Origin of the sequence: Bacteroides sp. 11BF (assembly GCF_019633765.1) — a bacterium.
Lineage (GTDB): Bacteria > Bacteroidota > Bacteroidia > Bacteroidales > Bacteroidaceae > Bacteroides > Bacteroides hominis.
Map to the genome: position 1 here is coordinate 312,448 of NZ_JAFKPJ010000002.1, position 20,126 is coordinate 332,573.

Here is a 20,126-nt window from a genome sequence, read left to right on the forward strand (position 1 = left end):
CTTTCTTGAAGAGCAAAAGTGAGAGTCGCCAAGTTAGAAATACTAACTTGGCGACTTTTCTATTTTTTTTAAAGCGAGCTCTTGAAACGCTTGATAGCCTCGTCCGTATGGACAGGCAAACACTTATCTTGATTAATTATGTAAAAAAGCAGCTTTCCTTAAATTGATTTGAAGATCCTCTTGATATTTGCTGCAAAGATGACCATAGCGCCTTGCGGTTGCATACAAGAGATCCCGTACGACAATGCCCTGTCGTATCCGAATACCTGCTTTAGTTCCGCGTTTTTCAGTTCTGTTTTATACCTTATACGGGACTTGGCTTTAAGGTCTTCCATATCTTGAAAGATCAACTGCGAGCCCCCGTGTGAGTAGCATCAACTATGATGGCTTTCGATTTCATAATGCCTTTCTCGATTGCTATGGACACAGTCTTGCCGATTAGTTAGAAGGATCAGCAGATCTTTGGACAAATCAAGAACCTGATCCTTACGAGGGTGCTTTTTCAGTGCCCTGAAGATTTTCGGGGGCAGCTTTTTATTTGGAGTATCATTTAAATTAGGGACAAGGACCGATCTTTGTTTTGAAAATAAAGTGTATCATGAAGGAGGAAAGTGGAGACGGTTTTAGTACATTATACCATATTCCATTTTACTTCTGTATGTTTGGTTTGGAACTATATTATTCTGTGTAAATCATCTTTTTAGTCATCCCTCCGTCAATCGTGATATTTTCACCGTTGATAAAGTCATTTCCTTCTTCACAAAGGAATCTACACATGCGGGCTATATCTTCCGGTTTACCGACTCTTCTTGAAGGGTGTTGTGCATGATCCTCCGGACGGAGACAATCGTAGTCATGGGTTTGTATCCAGCCCGGCGCAATAGAATTGACTGTGATATGAAATTGAGCAAGTGACAAGGCTAACGCATGTGTTAGTGAATAGATTCCCCCTTTAGAGGCTGCATACCCCTCGCTGCCGGATTCACTCATTAAATATCTGGTAGAGCAGATGTTGATGATTCTTCCGTACGGATTGGGTGTTGTTTGCGATTGACGGTGGACAGCCATGAAGTGTGAAGTAATAAATACCGGGCGTAGATTAATGGATAGAATCCTGTCGAAATCTTCTACGCTTGTTTCAGTGATAGGAGAGAAGTCACTGATGCCTGCGTTATTGATTAAGACATCAATGTCATCCCATTCCTCAATGATGCGTTGCATGCAGTGTTCAAGCATATCCTTGTCACTTATGTCAACTTGATGGAAAATGGCTCCTGTTTCTTCTGCAGTACGCTTTCCTGCTATTTCGTCTTTGTCACAAAATGCCACCCGGTACCCACTTTTACAGAATATTTCTACAATAGCTTTACCAATTCCATTGGCTCCTCCCGTTATAAATACTCTTTTATGATTATGGGGCTCTGTTGTTGTTTGAGCCGCTTGTTCCGTTTTAGCAGAGTGAGTGATACTCGTTTTCTTTTTGCCATATTTGCGTGCTTTTTCCCAAGCCGCTTTTCTGGCTTCATATTGCTCGTATTGTCTTTCGATATAATTGTCTGCCATAATATTTAGGTATTCAAATTGGGTATAGGGTAATGATTCTTAGGTTATTTATTTGCACCGATGCTGCATATTGGACTAATTGATTACCAATAGTTTGAAACTTAAATGGTAGAAAAGTCCGTTTTGCCCTTCTTTTTCTTCGCTGAACGAATGCAAAGATAGTGCGTTTTTCTGTCATAAGAAAGCAAGTGAAAAATACTTTTGAGAAACATTGTGTGAAATCATGTTTCCGGACATTGATTTACAGGTGTTGTTGTGGATGAATTGCAAAGTATAACTGGTAGTGTTTATGGTGTGGGTTCAACCCATCTCATGAATCTTACGCAGTGCAGGAAAAGACAATCTGATATATATATGTATGATATTATCCTATATGCTGCAGATTCGCATCATCGAGAGAGACTTGTTTAAAAATGAGTTTTATCGTTTAGCTGATTGATATCGTCCTAAAACGAAAAATATATTAGAGAAAGCTTGCCAACGATATAATAAACTTGTTACCCAAGGCAGTATGCTATCGAAGCATTTATAAGATTCTTACATTATTGCTTTAAGGGGGATTGGGATAATCATGAGGTTGATAGTTAGGTTTTTAGGTTTATAGTGTCTTGCTTGTTCTGACTTTTCTTATGGCATTTCCAGATTGTGAACAGGTCGGCAAAGTAGCATCACGTTTTGCCAACCTGTATTCTTTGGAATTTATTCGACCGGAATGTAGATTTCGGTTAATAATTCTTCGGGAAGAGTACATGAAGGATCATTAAGGTATCTTTCGGCACTGGGTTCATCTCTCAGGGTACACTCCATTTCGGGTAAATATTTGCCGTAAATTGTATCATATACAGCTTGTAACTGATCGTATGGCCCCTGGTAGAGGAAGGTTGCATAACGTCCCGCAGGCAATTGTTTGAATCCGACATTTCCTTTTGGAGTTGCGCTTGTTGGTAACAACATACATACATCCGTCCGAAGTTTTCCGGCGGGAGTCACTTTAGGATCATCATGGTAGATGCAGAGAGGTGAAGGATCTCCCATCGGAAGCTTTTCTTCTTTCACAAACTGAATCAGACGTATCCAAGTGCCTGCATAGTCATTGAGTTTATAGTCGCCGAAGAGACGGATGTAAATTGCATTTCGTTGGGGAAGTTCCCTGATTTCCTTTTTCAATTCCAGATCCGGTTTGATAATGGCTGGTTTCATAATTACAAAGTTTTTATTATTACGATATTCTGTTGGTGAAATACCATACATCTGTTTGAATATTTTGGAGAAAGAGGATGGAGAAGCATATCCGATCCGGTAGGCAATATCAGCTATCGGAGCGGATGAGTAGCGTAATAGGCGGGCTGCGGCCTCAGTGCGTGTCCGGACGATAAAAGTACCGACGGGCTCGCCTAAAAAAGCTTTCATGATGCGGTGAAAATAAAAAGGAGAGAAATGGGAAATCCTGGCCAGTGATCTCAGGTCAATTTCTTCACCTAAGTGGAGATTGATATAATCTACCACTGCGTTCACACACTTCTGATACTCTTCTTGCGTTGTCTTTTTTCCTTCCATGATTCAATTGGTATTTCAATGCTGCAAAGATAGGGTGAAAAGAGAGAAAGGACTTGTCCGATGTTGCGGAATACAAATAAAAATGCGATTGGTCTTATTCGGGAACAGGGCTTGCCGGATTCATTTAGGGAGCGCGGCTGCCGGTTACTTTCTATTCGGGTATTCATAGGCTTGGAGCAGAATTGGTTTTAAGAGATATAAAAAGAATCGGGAATAAATCCGATAGGATACGTCAACGGGATGTTTTAAGTTTAAAAGTTTGATATAAAAGATTGGATATGTATACTCGGATTTACATCCTAAAAAAACAGGACAAATGGCCTTGGATTCACTTGCCCGGAAGTTAACCTCCAACCCTCGGACGTACCTTACTAAAGTTTCTTTTGTCTCTTGGATAAATTGTTGTCTCCACGTCGAACTCTTCATCTTAGCGGCTAAGATGTGCATCTTGGCAGGCAAGATATACATCTTGGCGGCTAAGATATGTATCTTGCCAGCCAAGATACAGTTTAATTGCTTCTTTTAACAAGTTTTCTTCCAATACTTCAGAATTCGGGGCAGAATGATATCCTATTTAATAATTTACGATTCAACCTCCTCCTGCCTTTTTTGAAGCTTTCGGATCTTTCTGAAAAATAAACAAATAAGCCCGTCTTGCAAAAAATGATTTGATATGGGAATATCCGAAGTATTCATAAGATGGATTGGTATACAGCTGCCTTGCCTCCAGATGTTACTCTTTGATCATTGTCAGCAACATCTTAAACCTTTCAATGGCTGTCAGTGCATGCGGCGCGTTGGCCGGAAATACGATACTTTCTCCGGCTTTCACCGTAAACTCCTGACCGTTTACTATCATATTCGCACTTCCTTCCAATATTTGTACCAAAGCATCGAACGGGGCACGATGCTCGCTAAGTCCCTCTCCTTTGTCGAACGAGAATAGAGTGATATTCCCGGCAGGACTCTTGATCAACTGTTTACTGATAATTCCTCCTTTGGAATATTCCACCAATGAAGGCAGATGGAGTACGGCTCCCTTTTTAAAAGACTGTTCCATATTCAATATTGTTTTTTGAGTAGATACGAAGATAGAACGTTTGAAGAAAAAGATTGTTTATCTGTTTCTTTTTTCTACCTTTGCCGCATATTCATTATTAAGTCATTGATCTTCCGAATGAAACTCTGCATATAGCTACGCTCAACGAATAGCTCCCGATTTATAAAGCTATTCAGCTATCGGACAGATGCTCCGGCGTCTTTCCCCGAGTTTTTTATATCCGTTTATTTACCCGTTACGTGCATATAGGTACAACCGGACTCGTATGTCTGTTTGATACCTGAATGTGCCGTTTTCATTCAATTGAGCAATGAATTATACTTATCAACAAATAGGACTTATCAATTATCCTGTGATGCTGAGCATCCTGATGGAACAGTTAATCAATATAACCGATGCTATTTTTTTAGGACATGTCGGTGAAGTGGAATTGGGAGCTTCCGCTCTTGCCAGCATCTATTATCTCGCTGTTTACATGTTGGGATTCGGCTTCAGTCTGGGTCTGCAAGTGATGATCGCCCGCCGTAACGGTGAGAGGCGTTATGCCAGAACAGGCAGAACCTTCTTTCAAGGGTTGTTTTTCTTAAGTGCGCTGGCTGTCCTTCTGAGCTTCTCTTCTTATTTCTTTTCACCATTTATCCTGAAGTATTTCATTCACTCGCCTGAGATCTATCGTGCCGTGACCGATTACCTGGATTGGAGATGTTTCGGCCTGCTGTTCTCTTTCCCGTTTCTGACCTTCCGTTCTTTTTATGTTGGCATCACCCGGACCAATGCTTTGTCGTGGGCGGCGATGACGGCTGTTTCAGTCAACATCCTCTGCAACTATCTGTTTATTTTTGTTTGGGGTAAGGGAATAGCAGGTGCGGCCTTAGCCTCTTCTCTGTCTGAGGCTGCTTCCCTCCTGATCGTTGCCGTTTATGCTTGGGTGAAAGTGGACAGGAGAGAGTTCGGACTTAAACCACTATATGACAAACGGTTGTTGGCCGAATTGCTGCGTCTCTCCCTATGGAGTATGTTACACGCTTTTATCAGTGTTGCTCCGTGGTTTCTGTTTTTTGTAGCAATTGAACGGTTGGGGGAGGCGCAACTTGCTGTTTCCAATATTATAAGGAGCGTTTCTACCGTCTTCTTTGTTATTGTCAATTCGTTTGCCGCTACTACGGGGGCACTGGTCAGTAACCTGATCGGAGCGGGGGAGAGGCGATTGTTGTTTCCGCTCTGCCGGAAAATTGTGAAGTTAGGTTATGCAATTGGTTTTCCTCTGATAGTATTGGCTGCGTGTTTTCATCGGCAGATTGCCGGGCTTTATACAGATAGTACCCGACTGATAGAAATGTCAGCCGTCCCTTTTATAGTGATGCTGTTTAATTATGTGTTTGCCTTGCCGGGATATGTGTATATCAATGCGGTGACGGGTACGGGAAAAACCCGTACCGCCTTTCTGTTTCAGTTGACAACGATTGCTGTCTATCTGGCCTATTTATATCTGCTGAGCCGATATGCCGGAGTCCCTTTGGCTGTCTATCTGATGGCGGAATATCTTTTCGTGATTTTGTTGGCTATCCAGTCTGTCCTTTATTTGCGGGCGTCATCGTAACATTTCCTTTTTCAGGTAGAAGCATAAATGATCGTATACATGGCCGTCATAAGTCGTTTCCGCTTCGTGAAGGATACCTTCGTATACAAATCCGTGCCGTTCCAGCAAATGTCGGGAGCGGGTATTATGCGGATAGCAGTTTGCCGAGATCAAATGCAGCCCCAGTACGTTAAATCCATAATCCAATACGGCGTGTGTTGCTTCCGAAGCTATTCCTTTTCCCCAATGGCACTCCTTCAGCCAGTATCCTAACATGCGTGTCTGGGGATTCTCCCGTTTGGGATCGGGAATAATGCCGATAGAACCCACCAGAGAATTATTCTCTTTCAGAATCATAGCAAAGACTCCTTCATTCCCCATAAATACCGTATGCAGGATTTTTTTGGAGTCTTCGATACTTTTGTGAGGTTCCCAACCGGCGTTATTTCCCAGATTCGGGTTCTGGCAGCATTCAAAGAGTTCCTGTAAGTCCGTTTCCCGGAAAGGGCGGAGAAGGAGGCGTTCGGTTTCTAAAGTGATGGTGTCCATAAGATTATAATTCATATTTGGAGTACAGTGAAATTGGATTCTTCTGCAAAGATGGTATTTTTATTTCTAACCTTGCACGGTTTGTGTTATTATCCTCTCTCTTCACCCCCTTTTTTGCTACTTCTTCATTCTTTTTTTTATGATTTTGGGACATAATTATCCAAATTCATGTCATTAGATATAGGCATACTTTTATGTCATGGATTTATAAAACATCTTTCAACACATCTCATACTTTTGCAGACAGATTTCAGTAGTTATTAAAGAAATTAATAGGTAAAAGAGGTTTTATAAACTAAGGAAAAGAGGATATCTTAAAAATATCCTCTTTAAAAGAAAGTAGCTATACACAATAATAATCTAACAGAGAAACAATGAATTCAAGAAAAACATTTTTTATTATCTTCATTTGTGCATTGACAATGACCGGATGCGATACACAAGAACAAACTACTATAGATGGTGGCTTAACTCTGAAACGGGCTACACAAACACTTGACTCTATATATGCAAATTATTCAGTATCAGGAATATGCTTGTTGCGAGAGAATTATCCTTCCAATGTGGGCAACTACACAGCCATGTATTTGGCTTCTGAAGAACAGAAGGAAATCCCCAACCAATATTCTTACTTGTGGCCTTATTCCGGAATGTTTTCTGCTGTAAATGCACTATTGTCAGTAACCGGAGATAAAAGCTATAAGACATTGCTCGATAACAAAGTGCTGCCTGGACTTGAAGAATATTTAGATACCAGTAGAAATCCTACGGGTTATGCTTCCTACATAAGTACAGCTCCTCAATCCGATCGTTTCTATGATGATAATATCTGGTTAGGTATTGATTTTACAGATGCTTATCTAAATACAAAAGAAGAAAAATACCTAAAGAAAGCACAGCTTATCTGGAAATTTGTGGAGAGTGGAGCTGATGACAAATTAGGTGGAGGTATCTATTGGTGTGAACAAAAAAAAATATCTAAAAATACATGTTCTAACGCACCTGCATCAGTCTTCGCATTAAAAATGTTCAAAGCTACCCAAGACAGTTCTTATCTGATAAAAGGGCGGAAACTATATGAATGGACAAAAAAAAGACTGCAAGATCCAACAGATTATTTATACTTTGACAACATCTTTTTGGACGGGAAAATTGATAAGTCTAAGTATGCCTACAATAGTGGACAAATGATGCAGGCTGCCACTTTATTATATCAATTTACCGGTTATAGAAGTTTTTTGAAGGATGCTCAAAATATAGCAGAAGCATGTTATAACTATTTTTTTATAAATTTTGTACCGGAAGAAGGGGAAGCTTTCAAACTCCTCAAAAAAGGAGATGTATGGTTCACCGCTATTATGTTGAGGGGATTTATTGAACTTTACCTAATTGACCATAATGAAAAGTATATCAACTCTTTCAATCGAAACATGGATTACGCTTGGGGACATGTACGTGATAAAAAGGGACTTTTCGATACTGATTTCAGCGGGAGAACTCATGATGACCGTAAGTGGCTGTTAACGCAAGCCGCTATGGTGGAGATGTATGCTCGGTTAGCGGTAACTAAATGAATATAAACACTTATAGAAAAAGAATTGGTATGATAAAAGAAAACTCTTCTTAACTCCATTCCTCCTGTTTACATAAACAAGGAACTGTCAGATGTTGAAAAATAAATGTCTTTTTAATCAAAGTTAGTATTATGAAAATAAAAAAACACATTCTAATACCTCTAATGGTATTGTTACTTCTTGGAAGTATGGACGCGATGGCCGCCATAGAGCAGGCTATACAAGTAAAAGGTAAGGTTATAGACAATATTGGCGAACCTGTAATTGGTGCTAATGTAGTTGTAAAAGGAACCACGACCGGAGTGATTACCAGCATAGACGGTAGTTTTGCCATCGACGCTGTAAAAGGTTCTACTATTGTGGTATCTTTTATCAGTTATTTATCTCAGGAAGTAAAAGTAACTGGTAATTTTCTAAATATTACATTAGAGAACAATACGGAATTGTTGGACGAAGTAGTGGTAGTGGGCTACGGAGTACAAAAGAAAGCCAACCTCACGGGTGCTATCGCCACAGTGGGGGCGAAGGAACTTGAGGACCGTCCTGTAACTAATGCTGCCGCGGCACTTCAGGGTAAAGTAGCCAATTTGAATATCTCCAATGGAGACGGTGGGCCGGGTAAGAAGGCATCGTTCAATATCCGAGGCTATGCCGGACTGGACGCAACCTACAGTCCATTGGTTATCATAGACGGTGTGACCGGTTATTTCGATGATTTGAATCCCAATGACATTGAGACGTTGACTGTCTTGAAAGATGCTGCTGCAAGTGCTATCTACGGAGCACAGGCTGCCTACGGTGTCATATTGGTTACCACTAAGTCAGGTAAGAAGAATGAAAAGACTGTCATCAACTATAACAATAATTTTTCGTTCAACAGTCCGACCGTACTGCCTAAAACAGCCGGTTCATTGGAGTTTTCCAGACTTTTTAGAGAAGCTGACATCAATGGAGGCGGTAGTGGCATTATTGACCTGGAGACGATGGAGCGTATTGAAAAATATTACTATGATCCGACCAGTATTCCCAACAACGTGCCGCAACGAGATAATCCGGACCGTTGGGCTGATTGGGGAGACGGACGTTCAAATGCCAACGAAGACTGGCAAAAAGCTATGTTCAAGAATAACCAGCTCAACCAACAACACAACATCTCAATTCGGGGTGGTAGCGACAAGACTACATACGTCATGTCTCTGGGATATCTGAAAGACGAAGGCAAACTGAGATATTACGATGATCATTATCAACGTTACAATGCGTTGGCCAAAATTACGACTGACGTGACGAAGTGGCTGACCGTGGGCTTGAATGTACGTTATTCACACGAAAAGAGTGTATCTCCCGCTTACGGCATGAATCCGGGTGGCAGTGTCAACGATATGATTGGTTGGACACAAGTAGTGTGGCCTACTATTCCTGTGCGTGATCCCAATGGACATTTCTCTCCGGCCGGACGTATGGTATTCATTGCCGATGCCAATCCTCAGACCTCATACACCGATAACTTCTGGGGCACTGCTAACGTAGTCATCAAGCCACTGAAAGGTTGGACTATCAATGCCGACTTTACCTACAACAAATGGATGAACAAACGTAGTTACTCCAAAGGTCTCATTTATTCCTACTCGGTGAGCAACGAGCCTTACCTTGAAGGTGGATTTGGAACTGAAGATACGCGTGTATGGCAGGAATCTAACAATGATGACTTCACATCAATGAACGCTTATACTACGTATGAAAAAGAGTTCAAGGGACATAATTTCAAGATAATGGCCGGTATGCAGTCGGAATATAAGAAGAACTTCGGTCTTTATGCCAATAAAATGGGGATGGTATTACCGGGCCAACCGTCCATTTCTACCAGTACAGGAAAGATAGAGGCCTGGGATTCTCTGGATCATTACGCTACTCTCGGTTTCTTCGGTCGTTTCAACTATGACTACAAGAGCCGCTATCTCTTTGAGTTCGACCTGCGCAGAGACGGTTCTTCCCGTTATGCCGAAGGACACCAGTGGGGGACTTTCCCAGCTTTTTCCGCCGGTTGGAATGTGGCTAAGGAAACTTTCTTCGAACCTTATACTTCGATACTTTCCGAATTACGTTTAAGAGGATCTTGGGGAGAATTGGGCAATATGAGGGGAAAAAATTACCAATATATCTCTACCGTACCTTATAACGCTACGACCGATTATATTATGGGTGACAAACGAATCAGTGCCTTTGGTGCTCCTAATATGATTGCCTATAATACATGGGAGAAGAATCGTACTTTGGACTTTGGCGTTGACATCGCCGCACTGAACAATCGGCTTACTATGTCGTTCGACTGGTACAGAAGAGATATTATCGGACTTATTACAAAGGGTGTCACTTTGCCGGCCGTGCTGGGTGTAAACTCTCCTGATACGAACAATGCCGATATACGTAATGAGGGTTGGGAACTGACACTCGGATGGAGAGACCAGTTCTCGCTGGCATCTAAATCATTCAATTACAGTGTATCGTTCAATCTTTCTGATTACCAAGGAACTGTTTTGAAATATTCAAATCCCAAGGGGCTGATATATGACTACTACGTAGGTAAGAAGATGGGGACCATATGGGGATATACCACCGATCATATAATGACCGATCCTGCTGAAGCGAAAGCCATTAACGATTCTGGCGTACAGAACAAGTTTGGTGGTGACTGGGTTGTAGGTGACATCAAGTATGTGAATCTGGATGATGATCCTAACATTAACGACGGAAATCAGACGCTGGAAGACCATGGAGACCTCTCTATCATTGGTAATGATACTCCCCGCTATAATTTTGGTTTTGGCTTCAATGCAGATTGGAACGGTATCGACTTTTCCATGTTCTTACAAGGAACCATGAAACGTGACTTATGGCTGGAAGGTCCTGTCGCCTTTGGACTCGGAGGTGGGCAATGGGGTTCCAATGTATGGAAAAACACACTGGACTGCTGGCGTGAGGATGGAAGTAATCCGGATCCATGGTTACCAAGACTCTATTTGTGGAGCACCAGTAAGAATTTGCAGAAACAGACCCGTTACATGGATACCGGTGCTTATTGCCGCCTGAAGAACATTCAGCTGGGATATTCGTTACCGGGAGCTATTATTAATAAGGTAGGGCTGGAAAAAGTACGCATTTACTTCAGTGGAGATAACCTGCTGACTTTCTCCGGTATTAACGAGAACTTCGATCCCGAAGCTCCGTGGGGCGGTGCATATCCCATCTCCAAGTCAATATCCTTTGGTGTTAACGTTACATTCTAAAACTCTAAAAATACAAAAAGATGAAAAAGTTAATCTATACACTTTGCCTATTTACCGGCATGACAATCTCTTCTTGTGAAGACTGGTTGGCAAGAGACCCGCTGGATCAGATTGCGGATGTGAATCTGACCTATACGGCAGATGAATGCAAACTGTACGTAAATCAGTTTTATACCTCATTTTGGGGCTCGCCTAACAACTATATTTACCATATTGACCGAGGTTCGGATAACCTGCTTAGTGACAATTATCAAGATAACAAAGACTTGATTGAAGGTTTACACCAGGTTCCTTCCAGTGGCGAAGGCTGGGGAACTACTGAATGGGGAAAAATACGCAGTGTCAACTTTTTGTTGGATAACTGTGACAAGTCTCCTGAACCGGAGAAAGCCCGCAAATACATTGGTGAAGCTTACTTCTTCAGAGCTATGCTCTACTATGAACAGTTTCTGCGGAAGTTTGGCGGTGCTCCCTGGATTGATAAAACACTGGATCTTGAATCAGGAGAATTGTACGGCCCTCGCCTGAAGCGGCACGAGTTGGCAGATAAGATTCTGAATGACATGGATGACGCCATAGACAGATTACCGACATACAGTCAGCAGGAGACTGGACGTGTCTCAAAAGAGGCGGCTATGCTATACAAAGCACGAATTGCTCTGTTCGAAGCCACTTGGGAAAAGTATCATGCCGGTACTCCTTTCGCCGGAGAGGGAAATGTACAGGCTTATATGGAAGAAGCGGCCAGAATGGCGAAGCTGGTTATTGACAGCCAGCTGTTTGACTTGGACAACATGGGCGTGGAAGACGGCTATCACACACTGTTCAACCGTTGGGACTATTCAAGCAGCAAGGAGATTATGCTATGGAAGAAATTTGATCGTTCACTGGGATTTTGGCACAATGATAACCGTAATCCCGGACGTAATGGTGCCGGTGTAGGATTGACCAGGGCATTGGTTGATTCCTATCTCTGCATCAGTGAAGACGGTACACAGGCATTACCGATAAGCCTGGCCGAAAATTATGCAGGGGATACTAATTTATTGGATGTGGTTGCCAACCGTGACCCACGCTTGGCACAAACAATGTTTACTCCCGGACGTCCGAGAACTATCAACGGGAAGGATACAACAGTTGTGTTCATAAAACCGAATATTACCCTTTCTGGTGTGGAGAAGTGTTCCACAGGATATGAACTGGCCAAAGGTGCTGATCCCGATGCTAACGAGCAGGAGACCATTTCGGGAAGTATCAAAGGAAGTATCATTTTTCGCTATGCTGAAGCATTGCTGATTTATGCAGAGGCAAGAGCCGAACTGGGTAACATCACACAGAATGATTTAGACATTACCATCAATAAACTGCGTGACAGGGTAGGTATGCCACATCTCACACTTTCCGTAGGTTATACCGATCCGAAGGGAGACTTTACGGCAGCAAGAGGTTATGAGGGGGTACCGGTTTCCAATCTGCTACAGGAGATTCGACGTGAACGCCGTATAGAATTAGCATGTGAAGGTTACCGCCACGATGACTTAAAGCGTTGGCGTGCCCACCACTTATGGAATCACGATAGAATACAGGGGGCAAACGCTGCTCAGTTTGAAAACCTGGATTGGTTAGTGAAGTATTTCCAAAACGACTTCCACATTCCCGCCGCAATCAATAAGACAGATTTCATGGAAAAGGTGGGCCGTTGGAGTCCCGAACGTAATCAGGACAACTACTGGGTGGACAGTGAAGGTTATTTTGAACCTTATCAACGCCACATTCCGGACGGACATTTTCATTTTGACCCAACAAAAGCGTATCTTCAGCCGATTCCTACTGAACAATTGGTGTTGAATCCTGACTTGAAACAGAATCCCGGCTGGGAAAAATAGTAATAGTTAAAGTTAAAAATTTAATGTAATATCCATACCTTTGTTTTTCCCTGTCTGTAGGGAGGGGGAAAAGCAAAGGTAAAAACAGAAAATGAACATGAAGAAAAATGTAATTCAGACATTGATTAGCCTTACCGTCATCATCGGAATTTGTAGTTGCACTACCTCCCCAAAGAAAACAACACAAAAAGAGGAGGCCACAGGAAAATGGGTAAAATATGAAAATAATCCTGTCTTGGGTGGTGGCGATTTAGGTACGGTATTCGATATTTGTGTACTGAAAGATAGTGACTCTTATAAGATGTACAGTTCTTGGCGCCCCCAAAAAAGTATTGCATTGTCCACAAGTAAAGATGGAAAAAATTGGAGTGCGCCGCAAATAGTTTTGCCACCTGTTGAAGGCAGTAGTTGGGAGGCTGACATGAATCGTCCGGTTGTTGTTTACAAAGACGGACTGTATCACATGTGGTATACGGGACAAAATGACGGTAAGTCATGGATTGGATATGCTATAAGTAAAGACGGTTATAACTTTGAACGGCAAAACAAAGAACCGGTCTTGTCAGCGGAACAGCCTTGGGAGAAAGTTGCGGTCATGTGTCCTCATGTAATTTGGGATAAACACGAGAATATTTTTAAAATGTGGTATTCCGGAGGAGAACAATATGAACCCGATGCTATCGGTTATGCAACGAGTAAAGACGGGTTACATTGGACTAAATGGGACAAAAATCCGATATTTAAAGCCGATCCTGCACAAAGCTGGGAACAGCATAAGGTTACCGCATGTCAGGTGATAGAACGCGAAAATGATTATTTAATGTTTTATATCGGTTTCTATGACATTAATTTTGCGCAGATAGGAATGGCCCGTTCCAAAGACGGAATCAATGATTGGGAAAGATATTCCGAAAACCCGATCATTTCTCCTACGGAAGGTGGGTGGGATGCCAGTGCCACTTACAAGCCATTTGCCATTCAAGAGAAAGACTGCTGGATGCTTTGGTACAATGGGCGGAATGAACATTTGGAACAGATTGGTTTGGCTATTTATGACAATCATGACTTAAATTTCTAAACTATATGCAAATAAAGAAGTTATTTATAGCTTTAGGTATAGTTTTGCCCCTGCACATGCAGGGGCAAAACTTCCTCATTAAAGATGCTCCGGAAGTAATCGAGTCTTACGTCAATCGATTCAATCGTGAAGATAATGAATTGTATAAACAAGATATCCCTAACTGTGGTGCATCTGATTTTTTAAGAAAGAATATTCCATTTTTTGAGTGTTCGGATAAGGAGCTGGAGAAAACATATTATTTTCGATGGTGGACCTATAGAAAGCATATAAAGAAGACTCCTGACGGGTTCGTTATTACTGAATTCTTGCCGGATGTTCCTTGGGCCGGAAAGTATAATACCATCAGTTGTGCGGCTAACCATCATTTCTACGAGGGTCGGTGGCTGAGAAACGCTGAAATTTTATCTGATTATGCTTCTTTCTGGTTTTCTGGTAGCGGGAATCCGAGGCTATACAGCTTTGGGGCTGCAGACGCTATCTACAATTACTATTTAATTCACAATGATAAAATGCTACTGGCCGATTTGTATCCCAAGCTAAAAGATAACTTTGCAAAGTGGGAAGAAGAAAAGCGGGATTCGACTGGAATGTTCTGGCAGGTTGACGACAGGGATGGAATGGAGATGTCTGTTTCCGGACATTTGTCAGAAGGTGGACGTGGTTATCGCCCTACCATTAACAGCTATATGTACGGTGAGGCTGTTGCGTTGGCAAAAATAGCTTCAATAGTAGATCGTGACATGGAAGCCCGGACCTATCAGAAGAAGGCTGATAAGTTAAAAGGAATGATAAACCGGAGGCTATGGGATAAACAGGCTGATTTCTATAAGGTTATACCTCTAAATGGCAAGATGGAATTCTCTTATGCACGTGAACTTCTTGGATACATTCCCTGGTTCTATAATATACCGCCGGATGACTATTCCATAGCATGGAAACAACTATTTGATTCCAAAGGATTTGAAGCAGCCTATGGCCCAACTACTGTAGAACAGCGTTGCCCTGATTTCAAGATTTCATACGAAGGACACGAATGTCAATGGAATGGTCCCAGTTGGCCCTATTTGACTTCCATGACACTGACAGCAATGGCTAACTATTTCAATAGTTATGATTCTCCCATCATCACTAAAAAAGATTATTTAAGTCTTTTGAGTATATACAGTAATAGTCATCGTATTTTATCAGTCAATAACGATACGATTTGTTGGATTGATGAAAATATCAATCCCTATACGGGAGACTGGATATCGAGGACTCGCCTGAAATCATGGAAAAACGGAACTTGGGATGATTCTAAAGGTGGTGTAGAAAGAGGGAAAGATTATAACCACTCTTCTTTTTGTAATTTGATTATTTCAGGATTAATGGGAGTTCGTCCGCAGGAAGATGGAAGTATTATCATAAACCCTCTTGTTCCTGATGAGTGTTGGGACTATTTTTGCTTGGATAATGTATATTGCCAAGGTAAAACCATTACCATTATTTTTGATAAGAAAGGAAAAAAATATGGTAGGGGAAAAGGTTTTATGGTTTACGTGGATGATAAATGTTTATCTCATACGGCAACGGTGCAGAAAGTAGTAATCCGGTAATTTATTTATGTAACATTCAGGATACTCTTGGAGACCATATATCAGCATTTACAAAATACCCTCATACCTTTCGTTTAACAGTGACAAAGGATGAGGGTATTTTATGAGAACAATTAATCCTTTTGTGTAATTCCTCTCCAGTCATCTGTTCGTAAAGGTGAAGCCGGAAGTCCTGCTCCATTATACAAATTGCAGACTGGATTATTGGCCCAAGCATATCGCACAGCGACCGGATAAGGTACCGCTTCAGGTGCACTGACTATAATTTTGTCTCCGTCTATCTCAGCTTTGGCCCAATGGAATTCATGATTGCGTCCGGCTATAGCAAAGCCTTTCAACTCCTTGCCATCGCTACTTTTCAATCCACCATCGGTATGATCAAAAGAAAGAATTATCTTATTTCCTACAATCTGATGGGAGCGATAGATCGGACCGGAATAAGGCACTTTTTCCCCATATGTTTTGGCACGGGCAATCAAAGCCAGTCGATGTCCTACGGTTTGTTTATCTTTAGGGTGAATGTCGTTGGCGTCACCTCTGTCTATTATTACAGCCATACCGGTATTGCCTACTGCCAATGCACGCATTTGTGCTTCACGAAGCTCTGCCCACTCTGATTCTGCCGGTTGGGAAACTTCATGCATAAAATTGGCCAGTTGCACAAAATAGAATGGAAAATCCTGTTTCCAATCCCGGCGCCAATTCTCTATTACCAATGGGAACAGTTCCCGATACTGATAGGCTCTGGAAGAATTATTCTCACCCTGATACCAAATTGCTCCTCGAATACCGTAGGATATCAGTGGATGAATCATTGCATTATAAAGGGAAGTCGGTAAATTGGGATCTACGGATCTGTCTACCGGAAGTGCCCCTACCTTATGAGTATCCGCAGCAACCTGATATTTCCAATCACCGGACAAACTAATCTGTTCATCATTCGTAGAGCGAAGATAAAGGTCTCCCCAAATGCCACAGTTACCACCTGTATCCAAGACTCGAATGGCTAATATTGCTTTTCCCGCTTTTACCATTTTCCCCGGAATGATGTATTTGCGTTGAAGAGTCGGCCCATCTGTACGGCCTATTTCTATTCCATTCCAATAAGTAATATCATTATCATCAATGGCCCCCAGGGATAGTTGTACATCTTTACCTGCCCAACTAGCGGGAATTTCGATTTCTTTTCTAACCCACATAACTCCATCAAAGCCGGCCAATTGTGGACTCACTTCACCCGGGAAATTCATACTTTCCCAATCTTTGTCATCTAATGATGCAACAGCTCTCATCGGTTTTCCTTCAGCAAAACCTTCGTCCACACGGTTATTCCAGGCAGTGAGCTCCTTTAAATATTCTGCTTTGAGTATTTTCTTATCACCCGGCATCTTCTGAATGGACTCCACTGTTTTCACAAATTCCGGCATCTCCTTCAAGACTTCTCCACTTATCCAGGATTCAACGTTTGTGCCTCCCCAAGAAGTATGTATCAAGCCAACCGGAACATTTTGTTTCTCTGAGATTTCTCTGCCAAAGAAATAAGCCGTAGCAGAAAACTCAGGGATGGTTATCGGTGAACAAACCTGCCAACTGTCATTGCGGACTTTTATATTCGTTGCCGGTTGGGTACTGTTGATTTGTTCTATTTGCAGGAGTCGTATATTAGAGTGTCCGGCTTCTGCAATTTCTTTCTGGTAATTTGTAATCTTTCCCCATCCCCCTAATGGCATTTCCATATTCGATTGTCCCGAACATATCCATACTTCGCCAATCATCACATTTTTTAAACTTACTTTCTTACCATCTGTCAAGGCAATCTCGTATGGTCCTCCGGCAACAGGCGTGTGAACAGTTACTTTCCATTTTCCTGCTTTATCAGCCTGAACCGCATACGTCTTCCCATCCCATGAGGTGGTTACTTTTACAGTTTTCATAGGCTGCGCTTCACCCCAAATGGGAGCATTGGTTTGTTGCTGCAACACCATATTATCAGAGAAAATAGGTGGCAGCACAATTTTTGCAAATGCTGTACCTGACAAGATCAGTAAAATTACAACTAGCATACATTTGTTTTTCATACCCTTTCGTTTTTACTTTGATATACACATTATTTTAGTTTTATTCATTTGTACAAAGATAGAAATCTATACTTAAAAACGCACCTAAATACATGACATTAAAGTATATAGAACCCATAATGACATAAATGGATACATATATGTCACAAATGCAGAACAGAATATTCTATTTATGTGCTAATTTTGCAAACAATAAAACTTTAAAACACATCATTTAGTATGAAAAAACAATTACTGCTGCTATTAATTTTCAGTATTTCTTTGTATGTTCAGGGACAGAACATACACAAGCTGGCTTCGCCGGATGGGAATATTCAGATTTCAGTGAATCTTTCAGATAAAATCTACTACGATGTCATTTGCCGGAATGAGACATTGTTAAAGCAGTGTCACCTTGCAATGGAAATCGGTGACCAGGAATTGGGAACGAATCCTAAAATGACTAAAGTAAGCCATAAGAATATAGACGAGTCTTTAAAGCCTGTTATTCCATTGAAATTTTCGTCTGTAAGTAATCGGTACAACCAACTTCTTCTAGACTTCAAAGGAGGTTATTCCGTAGAGTTTCGTGCCTTCAATGACGGAATTGCCTACCGTTTTATAACCAATAAAAAAGGAATGATCAATGTGAAGAATGAGACCCTCCAAGTGAACTTCCCTGATAATTATTTGCTACACATGCAACAGTCCGGAAGTTTTAAAACGGCTTATGAAGAAGAATATACCCATTTGTATAGCAAAGAATGGAAATCATCTGCCTCAATGGCTTTATTGCCAATTCTGATCGATACTCAAAAAGGAAGTAAGATATTAATCAGTGAAACATCACTAACCGATTATCCGGCTGTTTTTCTGAAAAGTAATGGCAGCAATGGTATGGTTTCTGTATTTCCCAAAGTACCTCTTGAATTTGGAGAAGACGGTGATCGGAGTGTCAAAATACTGAAAGAAGCCGACTATATAGCACAAACCAGTGGAAAGCGTAATTTTCCTTGGCGCTATTTTGTCATTAGTACAGAAGATAGCCAACTCATTGAGAATACGATGTCTTATAGATTGGCCGAAAAGAACATATTGGAAGATACTTCCTGGATTAAGCCCGGATTGGCAAGCTGGGAATGGTGGAACGGTGCTACTCCCTACGGACCGGATGTTAATTTTGTAGCAGGATGCAATCTCGATACTTACAAATATTTTATTGATTTTGCTGCTTATTATGGTATACCATATATTATTATGGACGAGGGCTGGGCTATGAGTACCCGTGATCCCTATACACCAAATCCTGCGGTAGATGTGCATGAACTCATTCGTTATGGCAAAGAAAAAAATGTAGGCATTGTGCTTTGGTTGACATGGCTCACTGTAGAAAACAATTTCGGGCTGTTTGAGACTTTCGAGAAATGGGCTGTGAAGGGAGTCAAAATCGACTTCATGGACAGAAGTGACCAGTGGATAGTGAATTATTATGAAAGAGTAGCCCGAGAGGCTGCCAAGCACCATCTGTTTGTCGATTTTCATGGGGCATTTAAGCCTGCCGGATTGGAATATAAGTATCCGAATGTATTGTCTTATGAGGGCGTAAGAGGAATGGAACAAATGGGTGGATGTCGACCGGACAACAGCATATATCTGCCTTTTATGAGAAATGCGGTTGGTGCAATGGACTATACGCCGGGTGCCATGCTTAGTATGCAACCGGAAATTTATTGTTCCGAACGTCCTAATTCAGCCAGTATAGGTACACGAGCTTACCAAATGGCTTTATTTGTCATTTTCGAAAGTGGGTTGCAGATGATGGCGGACAATCCTACACTTTACTATCGCAATGACGAATGTACCCGATATATTACTCAAGTCCCGCAGACATGGGATGAAACCATTGCTTTGAAAGCTAAGGCTGGGGAATATGTGATTGTGGCAAAACGTAAAGGAGATAAGTGGTATATCGGTGGCATGACTAACAACCGACAGCAAGAGAGAACCTTTGAATTGGATTTCGACTTCCTGAAAGAAGGGCAATCTTATCGGATGACGTCTTTTGAGGATGGGGTTAATGCTAACCGACAAGCTATGGATTACAGAAAAAAAGAATATACTCTTAAAAAAGGAGATAAAATAATAGTGCGTCTGGCACGTAACGGAGGATTTGCCTCTGTCATTGAGTGATAATCCTATCTCGATCTTTATCCAATCCGGACTGGTTGCATCATTTCTCTCTTTTCATATTGCTTTGCAGGGAGAAGTTGTGGAGCAAGTCCGGATTCGGATACTATTTTGATAGAAATGGCAATTTCTTCGGGAGAAAACATTTATC

12 protein-coding genes are annotated in these 20,126 nt (G+C 41.6%); 7 read left to right on the forward strand and 5 right to left on the reverse strand.

All coding sequences use genetic code 11. The annotated features are described in order from the left end of the window. Window positions 1-678 precede the first annotated feature (678 nt). The 3 genes from JZY04_RS03125 to JZY04_RS03135 all read right to left on the reverse strand — a co-directional run bounded on the left by JZY04_RS03125 (window position 679) and on the right by JZY04_RS03135 (window position 4,180). Entirely contained in the window at window positions 679-1,563 is an 885-nt protein-coding gene (locus tag JZY04_RS03125) for an SDR family NAD(P)-dependent oxidoreductase (RefSeq protein ID WP_122143097.1), read from the reverse strand. A 699-nt stretch (window positions 1,564-2,262) separates the two neighbouring features. Further along, window positions 2,263-3,120 carry a GyrI-like domain-containing protein gene (locus tag JZY04_RS03130; RefSeq protein WP_032536800.1) on the reverse strand — a complete coding sequence of 286 codons (858 nt, stop codon included), beginning with the start codon at window positions 3,118-3,120 and terminating at the stop codon, window positions 2,263-2,265. A gap of 733 nt (window positions 3,121-3,853) precedes the next feature. Then, window positions 3,854-4,180 carry a cupin domain-containing protein gene (locus JZY04_RS03135; RefSeq protein ID WP_122143095.1) on the reverse strand — a complete coding sequence of 109 codons (327 nt, stop codon included), beginning with the start codon at window positions 4,178-4,180 and terminating at the stop codon, window positions 3,854-3,856. A gap of 310 nt (window positions 4,181-4,490) precedes the next feature. On the opposite strand from JZY04_RS03135, the gene JZY04_RS03140 reads away from it, so the two are divergent. Beyond that, window positions 4,491-5,780: an MATE family efflux transporter gene (locus tag JZY04_RS03140; protein WP_122143094.1), complete on the forward strand. Its 1,290-nt coding sequence runs from the start codon at window positions 4,491-4,493 to the stop codon at window positions 5,778-5,780. On the opposite strand, the gene JZY04_RS03145 is transcribed toward JZY04_RS03140, so the two are convergent. Continuing rightward, a complete protein-coding gene (locus JZY04_RS03145) occupies window positions 5,772-6,308 on the reverse strand; it encodes a GNAT family N-acetyltransferase (protein ID WP_122143135.1) in 537 nt (178 codons plus the stop codon). The two genes, JZY04_RS03140 and JZY04_RS03145, sit on opposite strands and share 9 nt — an antisense overlap. A gap of 374 nt (window positions 6,309-6,682) precedes the next feature. On the opposite strand from JZY04_RS03145, the gene JZY04_RS03150 reads away from it, so the two are divergent. From JZY04_RS03150 to JZY04_RS03170, 5 genes are all read left to right on the forward strand, one after another. Beyond that, entirely contained in the window at window positions 6,683-7,882 is a 1,200-nt protein-coding gene (locus JZY04_RS03150) for a glycoside hydrolase family 76 protein (RefSeq protein WP_122143093.1), read from the forward strand. Between the two features lie 131 nt (window positions 7,883-8,013). Further along, window positions 8,014-11,169 carry a TonB-dependent receptor gene (locus JZY04_RS03155; protein WP_122143092.1) on the forward strand — a complete coding sequence of 1,052 codons (3,156 nt, stop codon included), beginning with the start codon at window positions 8,014-8,016 and terminating at the stop codon, window positions 11,167-11,169. Between the two features lie 20 nt (window positions 11,170-11,189). Further along, a complete protein-coding gene (locus tag JZY04_RS03160; protein WP_122143091.1) occupies window positions 11,190-13,055 on the forward strand; it encodes a RagB/SusD family nutrient uptake outer membrane protein in 1,866 nt (621 codons plus the stop codon). A gap of 91 nt (window positions 13,056-13,146) precedes the next feature. Continuing rightward, a complete protein-coding gene (locus JZY04_RS03165) occupies window positions 13,147-14,133 on the forward strand; it encodes a hypothetical protein (RefSeq protein WP_122143090.1) in 987 nt (328 codons plus the stop codon). 5 nt (window positions 14,134-14,138) lie between these two features. Then, window positions 14,139-15,731, forward strand: coding sequence for a hypothetical protein (locus JZY04_RS03170; protein WP_122143089.1), 1,593 nt, complete (start codon window positions 14,139-14,141; stop codon window positions 15,729-15,731). Window positions 15,732-15,844: 113 nt separating this feature from the next. Here the strand turns inward: JZY04_RS03170 and JZY04_RS03175 are convergent, their stop codons facing one another. Then, entirely contained in the window at window positions 15,845-17,809 is a 1,965-nt protein-coding gene (locus JZY04_RS03175; RefSeq protein ID WP_122143088.1) for a sialate O-acetylesterase, read from the reverse strand. A 219-nt stretch (window positions 17,810-18,028) separates the two neighbouring features. Here JZY04_RS03175 and JZY04_RS03180 point away from each other — a divergent pair, with 219 nt between their 5' ends. Continuing rightward, window positions 18,029-19,978 (forward strand): glycoside hydrolase family 97 protein, encoded by a 1,950-nt coding sequence (locus JZY04_RS03180; RefSeq protein ID WP_122143087.1) that lies wholly within the window; start codon window positions 18,029-18,031, stop codon window positions 19,976-19,978. The last annotated feature ends 148 nt before the right edge of the window (window positions 19,979-20,126 follow it).